This is a genomic window from Candidatus Manganitrophus morganii (assembly GCA_021651055.1).
In the GTDB taxonomy this organism is placed as follows: domain Bacteria; phylum Nitrospirota; class Nitrospiria; order SBBL01; family Manganitrophaceae; genus Manganitrophus; species Manganitrophus morganii.
Genome location: JAJHOH010000001.1, coordinates 125,376 through 137,866, shown reverse-complemented (window position 1 = coordinate 137,866; position 12,491 = coordinate 125,376). Strand labels below are relative to the sequence as shown.

Sequence of the window (12,491 nt, the reverse complement as noted above, 5' to 3'; positions counted from 1 at the left end):
GTCATCTCTTTCCCCCTTCGAGATCTGGACAAAGACGGCTTGGATAGACCGCTTCCCTGATCAGGCGCATCCCTTCTTTTTCACCGGTGAACAGCGCCAGAATGGTTTTTGTTCCCCCGATATCTCCGGCCAAGGCCGTCATCTTTTCCTCATGAGGCGTTGTGTTTGATATTTCTTTTCGATCCGGATGATCTGATTGACCCGGCGCCGGTGCCGGCCTCCTTGGAATTTTCCATCCAGCCAAGCCTGAACGATTTTTGAAATCTGATCCTTGTTGTTTTCCCAACCGCCCAAGACCAGGAGGTTCGCGTCGTTGTGTTCGCGGCTGAGCCTTGCATCTTTCACGCTTCCGACCAGCGCGGCCCGGATGCCCGGAATTTTATTGGCTGCGATGGAAGCGCCGATTCCGGTCCCGCAGGCCAGAATGCCTCTGCCGCCCCGCTTCGCAACGACCTTCAAGGCAACCTTCTCCGCATACTCCGGATAATCATCCGACGGGATCATCTCGTACGCGCCGACATCTTCGACCCGATAGCCCCACCTCTCCAGGAGATTTTTAATCCGTTCTTTTACCTTAAATCCCGCATGATCGCTTCCGACCACAATCGTCTTCATCGGAGATTCTTCCCGAGGAGCGCGGCGGCGTCTCGATCTAAAAAAAAGAAACGCTCCCCCTTCCGGGGTTGAACCATGCGGGCGGGGAGATTGGTTGATGGAGAATCGTCCGAAAGAACATCTCTGATAATCGACCTCTTCTCTTTCCCTGCCGCGAGGAAGATCACCCGCCGCGCATGATTGAGCGCCGGCAGGGTGAGGGTCAAACGCACGGCGTTGAGTTTCTCGACGTAAGGTGCGGCGACCCACCGAACCGTTTCCTTCAAAACCGGCGATCCGGGGAACAATGACGCGGTATGCCCGTCCGATCCGATGCCAAGCAAGACGAGGTCGAACGAAGGCCATCCCGGATCCGACGGACCGAAGAAATCGCGGAGGGTTTTTTCATATTCATCGGCCGCCGCTTGAAGATCGCTCCTCTCGCCCGGCATCCGATGGACGTTTTGAGGCGGGATCGGGACGTGAGAAATTAACGCCTCATTCGCCAGATGGTAGTTTGAATCGGGATGATCGGGGGGGACGGCGCGTTCGTCTCCCCAAAAAAGGTGGACCGACTTCCATAAAATCTTCTCTGCAAACGCGGCGCTCGCCAACGACCGGTAAATCGTCCGGGGAGTCGCGCCGCCGGCCAGCGCCGCCGAAAAGCGGCCGCGAAGCGAGACAGCCTCTTGGGCAAGTCGGACGAAGGAGCGGGCGGCCTGGTCTCCGAGGTCGTCCCGGTCGCGGCAGATCACGATCTCTTCAGGGGGACCGCCAGTGGCGCCCATCTCGTTCGATAAGCTCATCCGCCTCCTTCGGCCCCCAGCTTCCGGCTTCATAACTTGGAAGAGAAGAGGCAGCGCTTTCCTTCCATCGGTTCAGAACCGGAGCGAGAATCGACCAGGACCAATCGATCCACTCCTCCCGCGAAAAGAGCATCGGATCTCCCGCCAGACAATCCAACAACAGCCGCTCATAGGCATCGGGGGAGGGGACCTGAAAGGCGCCGTGGTAATTAAAGTCCATCGTCACCGACCCCATGCAGAGTTTCGCCCCCGGGCGTTTCGCCTGGAAGGTGAGAGAGATCCCCTCGCTTGGTTGGACGCTCAGCACCAGCGTGTTCGGCTCGATCTTCTCCGAGAGGAGCGGCTTGAAGAGAAGATGCGGGACCTGCTTGAATTCGATGGCGATCTCGGTTGCTTTTTTGGCAAGCCGCTTCCCGGATCGCAGATAGAAAGGGACCCCCTGCCACCGCCAATTGTCGACATAAAGCTTGAGTGCAGCGAAGGTCTCGGTTTGAGATTGCGGGGCGACCCCCGGCTCGCTCCGATATCCGACAACCGGACGATCTTCGATCAGGCCGGCTTGGTATTGTCCTCGAACCGCAAACCGGTCGACCTCCTCGGCAGAGATGGGCCGGACCGATCGTAAGACCTTGGTCTTCTCATCCCGGATCGCTTCCGCTTCGAAGCTCGCCGGCGGCTCCATGCCGACCACGCAAAGAAGTTGAAGCAGGTGGTTCTGAAACATATCGCGGAGTGCGCCCGCGCTCTCGTAATAGCCGGCGCGGCGCTCGACCCCGAGACGCTCCGCGGCGGTCACTTGCACATGGTCGATGTAGCGCCGATTCCAGATCGGCTCGAAGATCGTATTGGCGAAGCGAAAGAAAAGAATGTTTTGGACCGCTTCTTTCCCCAGGAAGTGATCGATCCGGTAAACCTGCTCCTCCCGAAAAGCCGCCCGGACCTGGCGGTTCAGCGCCCGGGCCGATTCGAGGTCCGCGCCGAACGGTTTCTCGATGATGATCCGAGTCCATCCCTTCCCGGAGGATCGGTTGAGCCCCGCCGTCCCAAGCTGGCCGATAATTTCAGAATAAAGAGAAGGGGGGGTGGCGAGGTAAATCAGCCGGTTCCCGCCGGTTCGGTTGTTCTGTTCGAGTTGGATCAGCCGTTCTTTCAGTGAGGGATAATACTCCGGGTCATGTGAGTCGCCGGCCAAATAATAAAACCGGCTCATGAAGGCGTTTCGGAGAGAAGGGCTTGCAGACCGGGCGGCTGGAAGGGCCTCAAGGGATTGGGCAACGGTTTTACGAAAGCCTTCGTCGTCCATCGCGGTCCTTCCAATGCCGACCACGTACCATTGATCGGGAAGAAGGTTTCCTTGGTCCAAGTGGAAGAGGGCCGGGATCAGCTTACGGTGGGTCAAATCGCCGGAAGCGCCGAAGATAATGATGCCGCACGGTTCCGGAATCGATTCCGCACAGTCGCTCTGCCGGGTGATCCCCCCGGAGACCACGGCCGGCGGCGGCGCTTCATTTTTTTGATTTTGTTCCATGGCCTCCAAACTCCTTTCGAAGCGCGGCGATAAACTGATCGGAGAATCGGTCTTCTTGGCGCGACTGAAAACGGCGGAAGAGAGAGGTTGCAATCGCCGGGACGGGGACTCCTCGCTCGACCGCCTCCAAAATCGTCCAGCGTCCCTCGCCGGAATCTTCTACGTAACCTTTGACGCTGGAGAGGGTGGGATCTTTTTCAAAGGCCTCCTCCGCCAGCTCCAGAAGCCAGGAGCGGACGACGCTTCCCTGGTTCCAAAGGTGCGCCACCTTTTTGAAGTCGAATCCGAAGGGGGAGGCCTTCAGAAGCTCGAATCCCTCTCCATACGCTTCCAGCATCGCATATTCGATTCCATTGTGAACCATCTTCGCGAAATGTCCCGCTCCGTTTTTGCCGCAGTAGAGATAACCGTCGGGTGGGGCGAGCGTCTCGAAAATCGGTTCAAGTTTCTTGAAGTGCTCTTGTTCCCCGCCGATCATCAAGCAATAACCAACTGAAAGTCCCCAGATTCCTCCGCTGGTTCCGACATCAAGAAAAGAAATTTCTTTTTTCTGTAGGGTCTCCGCCCGTTGAATCGCATCCTTATAATAGGAGTTTCCGCCGTCGATGAGAATGTCCCCCGGAGAGAGGTGGGGAAGGAGGGTGTTGATCGTCTCCGCCACCGGCTCTCCCGCCGGCACCATGATCCAAACGGCGCGGGGCCGCTCCAGCTTTCCGGTCAGATCGGCGAGGGAGGTCGCCCCGACCGCGCCGTGGCGGGTGATCTGCTGCACGGTGTCCGGGCTTCGATCATAACCGACGACGGCGTGTCCCCCCTCCGCGAGTCGTTGCACCATGTTGGCCCCCATGCGTCCCAGTCCGATAAATCCGATTTGCATCGGTTGCTCCTTCTATTTGTATGCGGGTTGTATGTGGGGCCGGCGCTGGAGGAATTCTTTGATTTCAGATCCTCACACCAGGTGCGCCATGCCCCACACCCTTCAGGCGATCTTTTTAGCGAGCATGTTCCGCCGCTTCTCCGCAAGGCGGGCAAACAATTTCTCAAATGACTCCGAGAACGACTTCACCCCTTCTTCCTGAATGTCATGGGTCACTCGTCGGAGATGAATCCCGATCGTGGATAGTTTCTGGAGTGTCTCGCGCGCTTCGCCGAGGTTTTCTTCCAAACTCGGTCGAACCTTTCCATGGTCTTTAAAAGCGGTCAGGGTGGCGGGCGGAACGGTATTGATCGTTTCCGGTCCGATCAACGCTTCAACATAGAGCAGATCCGGGTAATTTGGGTTTTTGGTTCCGGTGCTGCCCCACAAAACGCGTTGGAGAGAGACACCCTGCTTTTGGAGTTCGAGAAAGTCTGGACCTTGAAAGATCTCTTTGAACTTTTGATAGATCATCTTGGAGTTGGCAATGCCGGCTTTGCCGAGGAGGGCCTTGAACGCCGTCCGCTCGGCCTCGATCCCGGCCTCCTGAATGTGCGCTTCCAGAAGCCGATCGACGGCGGTATCGATCCGGCTGACGAAAACAGAGGCGACCGACCGGATCGATGCCACCGGCCGGCCTTGTTGGAGCCGGCTTTTGATCCCCGCGATGTAGGCGCTTGCGACCTGCACGTATCGCTCGAGCGAAAAGAGAAGGGTGATGTTGATCGAGATCCCCTCCGCCGTCAGGGCTTCAATCGCCGGAATTCCAGCCTCGGTGGCCGGGACTTTGATCATCACATTCGGCCGGTCCAGCCGGGGGTGGAGCGCTTTGGCCGCTGCGATCGTTGCTTCGGTCTGATGGGCGAGCGCCGGGTTCAGCTCGATCGAAACAAATCCGTCCGCGCCGTTCGTTCTCTCATAAATCGGCCGAAAGAGATCGGCCGCCATCTGGATATCTTTGATCGTCAGCGCATCGATGATTTCCGAGACCTCCTTTCTTTCCGAGACGAGCCGCCGGATGTCCCCGTCATAGTCTGCGCTCTCTCCGATCGCCTTCTCGAAGATCGTCGGGTTGGAGGTCAGCCCGGTCAACCCCTCATCGATCAGCCGTTGCAGCGCTCCGGAGGTGATCAAGGCGCGATTTACATTGTCGAGCCAGAGGCTCTGGCCCTGCTTCTGTAATTCCTTCATCGGATTTTTCTTCATGACCCTTTCCTCCTTCCCGCGCCGGCCCCGGAAGGGGTGTTGAGAAGCGGCCGGGCGTGGGCCAGCACATTTTCTACGGTAAACCCCAGCTCCCGCATCACCACCTCGCCGGGAGCCGATGCGCCAAATCGGTTCAAGCCGATCATGGCCCCGCTTCCTCCGACGTAACGCTCCCAGCCGAAGGTCGAAGCGGCCTCGATCGAGATCCGCACCGTGACCTCCGGGGGGAGGACCGCCGTGCGATAGGCGACCGGTTGCCGCTCGAAGAGTTCCCAACTCGGCATGCTGACCACCCGGACGGCGGCCCCCTCCTTCTCCAATGCCTGCGCCGCTTCCACCGCCAGATGGACCTCCGAGCCGGTCGCGATCAAAATCATCTCCGGCGCGCGCCCTTCCGTCTCGCTCAGGACATACCCCCCCTTCTCCAGTTGATCGGCCGGGGCGGACCGGCTTCGATCGATGAGGGGAATTTTCTGCCGTGTGAGGATCAACGCGACCGGTCCTTTGCGCCGCGCGACGGCCAAGCGCCATGCCGCGGCGGTCTCCGCCGCGTCGGCGGGACGGATGACGGTCATATTCGGGATTGCCCTCAAGCCGGCCAACTGCTCGATCGGTTGATGGGTCGGCCCGTCTTCTCCCAGGCCGATGCTGTCGTGGGTGAAGATATAGATTACCGGCAGCTCCATCAGCGCCGCGAGACGGATCGAGGCTTTCATGTAATCGGAGAAGATCAGAAAGGTTCCCCCATACGGGATCACGCCGCCATGGAGCGCCATTCCGTTGAGGGCCCCTCCCATCGCATGCTCGCGGACGCCGAAGTGGAGGGTGCGCCCCTCATAATGCCCCGCGAGAAAATCGCCCAAGCCTTTCTGGGTGGTATCATTCGAAGGGGCGAGGTCGGCCGATCCGCCGATCAGGTTTGAGAGCTGGGGGGCGGTGAGGTTGAGCACGTCTCCGAAGGCGCGCCGGGTCGCCGTCGCCCCCTTCGGCTGGTATTTTTTGATCTCGGCGTCCCACCCCTCCGGTCGCTCGCTTTTCACCATGCGCTGCCACTCCTTTGCCAGATCGGGCTCGGCGGCGGCGTAGGCGTCGAATCGGCGCTGCCACTCGGATTCCAGCCGCGCTCCTTTCTCGGCTGTTTTTCGATAATGTGCGAGCGCGGGCTCGGGAACATAGAAGTCGGGCTCCGTCGGCCAGCCGAGATGTTCTTTCGTCAGCCGGACCTCTTCTTTCCCCAGCGGCTCGCCGTGTGCTTGGGCGCGGTCTTGTTTGTTCGGACTTCCGTAACCGATATGGGTCCGGACGATAATGAGAGACGGACGCTCGGTCTCGGCCTGGGCCGCTTGAATCGCCTTCGACATCGCCGCAAGATCGTTCCCGTCGGGCAGGGGGCCGATCACGTTCCAGCCGTACGCCTCGAAGCGCTTTTTGACATCTTCACGGAAGGCGAGGTCGGTGCTCCCTTCGATCGTGATCTGATTGGCGTCGTAGAAGCAGATTAACTTTCCGAGTTGAAGATGTCCGGCGAGCGAGGCCGCCTCCGAGGCGATCCCTTCCATCATGTCGCCGTCGCTGGCAATAACATAGGTGTGATGATCGACGATGGAATGGCCGGGACGGTTAAAGTGCGCCGCCAGAAAGCGCTCGGCGATCGCCATCCCGACCCCGTTGGAAAATCCCTGCCCCAGCGGGCCGGTTGTGGTTTCGACGCCGGAAGGGACATGGCCCTGCTCCGGATGGCCGGGGGTCTTGCTCTCCCACTGCCGAAACCGCTTGATCTCCTCCAGCGACAGATCGTAGCCGGTCAGGTAAAGCAAGCTGTAGAGGAGCATCGAGGCATGTCCCGCCGAGAGAACAAAACGGTCCCGATCGGGCCAATGCGGATTCTTCGGGTTGTGTTTTAAAAACTGCGTCCAGAGGAGATAACCTAACGGGGCCAACCCCATCGGGGCTCCGGGATGGCCGGAGTTGGCCTTTTGCACCGCATCGGCGGACAACATTCGGATCGTATTGATGCAGAGTTGATCGAGATCGTGCTCTTTCAGATCCATTTATCCTCCTCCAACGTCGATTCTCCCGTCCTCTCCGCCCCCGCTCCTCAGAACAGAATAAGCCGGGCTTGATCGCTTCTTTTAGTCTGCACCATTCGGCTCGACAACGTCTACCCCCATCCTCCAAATTCCAGATGGGGAGAGCAGAACGTAGAATAGACCCGATCCATCATAGCGGGTGGAATAAAAATATTCAATCGGACGAGGCCGCTCTTGGGAAAGATCGATCTCCGATTACATCAAATCTAGACTTCGGTCGGCGGAAAGGATACACTGTCGCCTTGAGACTCAGATGCACCGCATCATCCGTTTCAAAGGTACCTGAATGATCCTGACTTTCATTCTTCGCCGCATCCTCTGGGCGATCCCGGTTCTCTGGGTGGTCGCGACCCTCACCTTTTTTATCATGCATGTCGTGCCGGGGGGGCCGTTCGACCGGGAGAAGAAGCTTCCACCGGAGATCAAGGCGAACGTCGAGGCGAAGTACCATCTCGATCAGCCGCTCCTCCGTCAATATCTTCTCTATATGAAGGGGTTGATCCAGGGAGATCTCGGTCCATCGTACAAATATCTTGGACGGACGGTCAACGACGTCATCGGCGACACCCTTCCCGTTTCGATCCAGTTGGGTCTGCTGGCGCTCGGCATCGCCGTTCTGTTCGGCTTGATCGCCGGGATGATCTCCTCGGTGACCGCCCATTCCTTTTGGGACCGCTTCAGCATGTTTCTCGCCACGGCGGGGATATCGACGCCGAACTTCGTCCTGGGAGCGCTGCTGATTTATCTTCTCTCCCACCGTTATCAGCTTTTCCCTCCGGCCCTCTGGGAAGGCTTTCGCCATGCGGTTCTTCCCGCCGTCACGTTGGGACTGGCGCCGGCGGCCTACATCGCGCGGCTGAGCCGGTCGAGCATCCTCGAAACCAATCGACAGGATTACGTTCGGACCGCCCGGTCGAAGGGTCTCTCCGAGGGGGTGATCCTCTTTCGGCACATTTTGAAAAACGCCCTCTCCCCGGTGGTGACGATCTTAGGTCCGCTGACGGCGGCCCTGGTGACCGGGTCGTTTGTCGTCGAGTTTATCTTCTCCGTTCCGGGGATGGGAAAATTTTTCATCACCGCCGTGACCAATCGGGATTACCCGCTGATCATGGGGGTGACCCTCATCTACGCCGTCTTAATCGTCGTCGCGAACCTTCTGGTCGATATTTTTTATACGTTCATCGACCCGCGCGTGAAATTATCGTAGGATTTCATTTGGAAGAGAATCCGTTTTGGAAACGATTCAAGCATGATCGGCTCGCGATGGCGAGCTTGGGGATGATCGTCTTGCTCTTCTTCGTCGCCCTCTTCGGAAATGCGGTGGCCCCTTATCCGTTCGATTTGCAGAACACGGCGGAGAGTCTCTCCCCGCCGAGCCGCGCCCATTGGATGGGAACCGACGAGCTGGGACGGGATCTTTTCTCAAGATTGATTTACGGCACCCGCGTGTCGATGTCGGTCAGCCTCCTCACCGCCCTCTCGGCGTTGGTCCTCGGGACGCTGTACGGCGCGATCTCCGGGTATGTCGGAGGAAAGATCGATAATTTAATGATGCGGGGGGTCGATGTCGTTTATGCCCTTCCCGATCTGCTGCTGATTATCCTGATCACCGTGGTGATCGGCCGGGGGATCGTCGGCGTCTTTTTGGCCCTGAGCCTAGTCGGATGGATCACCGTGGCGCGCCTGATCCGCGGGGAGGTCCTTCGCTTGAAGGAGTTGAGCTACATCGAAGCGGCCCGGTCGATGGGGGCGACCCATACGCGGATTCTCCTCCGACACATTCTCCCGAACACGGTGGGGGTGTTGATCGTCACGCTGACCTTTCGAATTCCCTCGGCCATTCTGGCCGAATCGACCCTCAGCTTCATCGGCCTGGGACTGACCCCGCCCGCGGCGAGTTGGGGAACGCTGGCGAACGAGGGGTGGAAGGCGCTTAAGTTTTATCCCCACCTCATTATATTTCCGAGTCTTGCGATTTTTATTACCATGCTGGCGTTTAATTTTCTGGGAGACGGGCTGCGGGACGCGCTCGATCCAAGCCGTTCCGACGCGCCGGGTCCGATCCGGCGGACAGAGGTCAAACGGGTCGGGGCCTAACGTCCGGAGGGACGTTATTGGGCCGATGCGTGTCGGAATTTTTCCGACAGAGATTTTTCGGTTGATTTGTCTTCCGTTTTTATACAAAATGAGTTACCCGCTGGATTTCCAAGCGGATTCGCATATTGTCACCCCCAAACCGGTATTTACCGGCCCTGAAAGAGATTTTGCTCCAGCGGATTTGATCGATCTCAGCCGTTTAGCGGTTTAGTAGGAGCAGAGATGATCCCAATGATTTTTTTGTCAGGGGTTTTACTTCTTCTATTTGCACCTTTTTTTGTTTTTCTCTATCGAAAGAATCAGGCCGCTCCGCGGCAATCGGGTAGAGAGCCCTTGGAACAGAGCGATAAGACCCTCCTCGATCACATCAACGACGCCGTCATCGTCGCCGATGCGGAATGGATGATTCTCGATTGCAATCCCGCCTTCACGGCCCTTTTCGGCTATACCCCCGATGAGTTAAATAACAAGCACCTCCGTTTTCTTTATTCGGAGGGGGAGACCGGTGCGTCGGAGGCCGATTTCCGCAAGGCGGGCCCTTTAAAGGTGATCCGCTACCGGACGAAGAGCGGGGAGACTTTTTTAGGAGAGACGCGTTTCTCGTCCGTCCCGGAAGGCGGCCGCTCCCTGAGCCGGATCGTTGCGCTCATTCGGGACCTTCCTCCCCGGTCGGAATCAGAGTCCGATATCCAGCGTCTGAACGAAACTTTGGAGCGACGGGTCATCGATCGCATGGCGCAGTTGCATGCGATGAATCTCGATCTTCAGATTGAAATCAACCAGCGGAAGCGGGTGGAGAGCCATCTTTCCGCCGAACATGCGATCACCCGCATCCTGGCCGAATCCGGAACGCTGTCCGAGGCCGCTCCCAGAATTCTCCAGGTCATTTGCGAAAGCCTCGCTTGGGATCTTGGTTTTTTCTGGAAGACGAATGATCAGGTCCGTGTCTTGACCTGTATTGAGACCTGGCGTCCCCCCTCCGCCGGTATTTCCGAATTTGAAGCGATCAGTCGTAAAAAGATTTTTTGGCCGGATGAAGGGCTCCCGGGGCGTGTTTGGTCCGAGGAGGAGCCGATCTGGTTGACCGATGTGACCGCCGCAGCCGGTTTCGTCCGGATGGTCCAGGCGGCAGAGGAGGGGTTCCATTCGGCGCTGGCCTTTCCGATTCGAAGCGGCGACGGGGTCTCGGGGGTCATGGAGTTCTTCGGCTGCGGGGTCAGACGGTCCGATGATGAGCTTTTGGAAATGTTATCGAGCATCGGGAGCCAGATCGGGCAATTCATCGATCGGAAAGAATCGGAAAAGGCCCTTCGGGAAAGCGAGACGAGAAAACGGGCGATCATGGAGTCGGCGCTCGATTGCATGATCACCATCGACCACGAAGGGAGAATCCTCGAATTCAACCCGGCCGCCGAGCGGACGTTCGGCTATTCAAGAGGGGAGCTTCTTGGGCAGAACTTGGCCGAGCGGATCATCCCGCCGCATTTGAGAAAACGCCACCGGGACGCTTTTGCGAGGTATTTGGAGACGGGAGCGGGGCCTGTTTTAAATCAGCGGATCGAGACGACCGGCATGCGGGCCGACGGAAGCGAGTTTCCGGTCGAGCTGACGATCATGCGGATTCCGCTGGAAGGTCCCGCCGTGTTTCAAGGCTTTCTTCGCGATATCACCGAGCGAAAACAGGCGGAAGAAGCCCTTGCGGCTGAGAAAGAGCGTCTGGCGGTGACCCTTGGCTCCATCGGAGACGGGGTGATTGCCACCGATGTGACGGGCCGCGTGATCTTCATCAACCGGACCGCGGAGGAGCTCAGCGGCTGGTTTCGAGCGGAGGCGATCGGCCGGCCGTTGCCGGAGGTCTTTCGAATCGTTCATGAAAAAAGCCGGACCCATTGCGAAAATCCGGTGGAAAAAGTCCTTGCCACGGGGAATGTCGTCGCCCTTGCAAATCATACCGTTTTGATCGCAAAAGATGGGAAGGAGCATGCCATCGCCGACAGCGGGGCGCCGATCCGAAACCGGGAAGGGGAAGTGATCGGAGTGGTCCTTGTTTTTCGAGATGTCACGGAGAACCAGAGGATGGAGGAAGAGCTCCTTCGGGCCAGCACGCTGGAGTCGGTCGGCCTCCTTGCAGGGGGGGTGGCGCATGATTTCAACAACATCCTGACCGCCATCCTCGGGAATGTTTCTCTCGCGATGCTCTCGCTCGACGAACGGTCGGAGGCCTACGAGCGGCTGGCGCAGGCGGAGAAAGCGTCGATGCGGGCGAGAGATCTCGCCCAGCAGTTATTGACCTTCGCAAAGGGAGGCGTCCCGGTCAAAAAGACCGCGTCCCTCGTCGATCTTCTCCGAGATGCATCCAATTTTGTGACGAGAGGGTCCAATGTTCGATGTGCGTTTTCAATCCAGGAGGGGCTTTGGCCGGTCGAGATCGACGAAGGGCAGATCGGCCAGGTGATCCATAATCTGGTTCTCAATGCGCAGCAGGCGATGCCGGAAGGAGGCACCCTTGAAATCCGCGCCGCAAACAAGACGGCCGGCGAGGTGAAGGGGCTTCCCCTCCACGAAGGAAACTACGTTCATATCTCCGTCCGGGATTTCGGGATCGGCATTCCGAAGAGTCACCTTGCGAAGATATTCGATCCGTACTTTACGACCAAACAGAAGGGAAGCGGCTTGGGGTTGTCGATCTCTTATTCGATTGTCAAAAAACATGACGGCTACATGACCGTCGACTCCGAACCGGGAAAAGGGGCCACCTTCTCCCTCTACCTCCCCGCATTCCCGAAGGCCGCTCTTCCAAAGGGAAAAGAGACGGCTGAAGTCGAATCCTTGACCGGCCGGGGAAGGATTTTGGTGATGGATGATGAGGAGAACATCCGCGACGTTCTCGGCAAAATGTTGCGCCGGCTCGGCTATGAGGCGCTCCTTGCCGAGGATGGAGCGGAAGCGATTCGGCTTTATCGGCAAGCGATCGAATCGGAGACGCCGATCGATGCCGTCATCATGGATTTGACGGTGCCGGGAGGGATGGGCGGAAAAGAGGCGATTCTTGCATTGCGCGAGATCGATCCGAAAGTCAGGGCGATCGTTTCCAGCGGCTATTCGAATGATCCGATGGCGGCCGTTTTCATGAAATACGGATTCAGCGAATTTATCGCCAAGCCGTTCAAGCTTGAAAATCTGGGGAAGGTTCTCAAACGGGTCATTCCGAGGGGGCGTTGAACAGGTCCAAGAAATTCGTGTTGTTTTTTGCC

At 58.2% G+C, this 12,491-nt stretch carries 11 protein-coding genes; 4 read left to right on the top strand and 7 right to left on the bottom strand.

The genetic code is table 11. The features are described from left to right. Position 1 precedes the first annotated feature (1 nt). The 7 genes from MCM46_00590 to tkt all read right to left on the bottom strand — a co-directional run bounded on the left by MCM46_00590 (position 2) and on the right by tkt (position 7,101). On the bottom strand, positions 2-142 hold the full coding sequence (locus MCM46_00590) for a glucokinase (protein ID MCG3110293.1): 141 nt from the start codon (positions 140-142) through the stop codon (positions 2-4). Beyond that, entirely contained in the window at positions 139-615 is a 477-nt protein-coding gene (gene rpiB / locus MCM46_00585) for a ribose 5-phosphate isomerase B (GenBank protein MCG3110292.1), read from the bottom strand. Before rpiB ends, MCM46_00590 begins: the two co-directional genes overlap by 4 nt. Next, a complete protein-coding gene (pgl, locus tag MCM46_00580; GenBank protein ID MCG3110291.1) occupies positions 612-1,400 on the bottom strand; it encodes a 6-phosphogluconolactonase in 789 nt (262 codons plus the stop codon). The genes rpiB and pgl overlap by 4 nt, the downstream gene beginning before the upstream one ends. Next, complete coding sequence (gene zwf / locus MCM46_00575) at positions 1,357-2,928, bottom strand: glucose-6-phosphate dehydrogenase (protein ID MCG3110290.1); 1,572 nt, start codon at positions 2,926-2,928, stop codon at positions 1,357-1,359. The genes pgl and zwf overlap by 44 nt, the downstream gene beginning before the upstream one ends. Beyond that, a complete protein-coding gene (gene gnd, locus MCM46_00570; protein ID MCG3110289.1) occupies positions 2,906-3,805 on the bottom strand; it encodes a decarboxylating 6-phosphogluconate dehydrogenase in 900 nt (299 codons plus the stop codon). The genes zwf and gnd overlap by 23 nt, the downstream gene beginning before the upstream one ends. Before the next feature lie 102 nt (positions 3,806-3,907). Then, complete coding sequence (gene tal / locus MCM46_00565; GenBank protein ID MCG3110288.1) at positions 3,908-5,050, bottom strand: transaldolase; 1,143 nt, start codon at positions 5,048-5,050, stop codon at positions 3,908-3,910. After that, positions 5,047-7,101: a transketolase gene (gene tkt, locus MCM46_00560; protein MCG3110287.1), complete on the bottom strand. Its 2,055-nt coding sequence runs from the start codon at positions 7,099-7,101 to the stop codon at positions 5,047-5,049. The genes tal and tkt overlap by 4 nt, the downstream gene beginning before the upstream one ends. A gap of 325 nt (positions 7,102-7,426) precedes the next feature. Here tkt and MCM46_00555 point away from each other — a divergent pair, with 325 nt between their 5' ends. From MCM46_00555 to MCM46_00540, 4 genes are all read left to right on the top strand, one after another. Further along, positions 7,427-8,347 (top strand): ABC transporter permease, encoded by a 921-nt coding sequence (locus tag MCM46_00555; protein ID MCG3110286.1) that lies wholly within the window; start codon positions 7,427-7,429, stop codon positions 8,345-8,347. A gap of 8 nt (positions 8,348-8,355) precedes the next feature. Next, positions 8,356-9,237 carry an ABC transporter permease gene (locus tag MCM46_00550; protein MCG3110285.1) on the top strand — a complete coding sequence of 294 codons (882 nt, stop codon included), beginning with the start codon at positions 8,356-8,358 and terminating at the stop codon, positions 9,235-9,237. Positions 9,238-9,262: 25 nt separating this feature from the next. Beyond that, the gene (locus MCM46_00545) at positions 9,263-9,448 is read left to right on the top strand and encodes a hypothetical protein (GenBank protein ID MCG3110284.1); all 186 of its coding nucleotides are present in this window, start codon (positions 9,263-9,265) and stop codon (positions 9,446-9,448) included. A 122-nt stretch (positions 9,449-9,570) separates the two neighbouring features. Further along, positions 9,571-12,459, top strand: coding sequence for a PAS domain S-box protein (locus MCM46_00540; protein ID MCG3110283.1), 2,889 nt, complete (start codon positions 9,571-9,573; stop codon positions 12,457-12,459). Positions 12,460-12,491 lie beyond the last annotated feature (32 nt).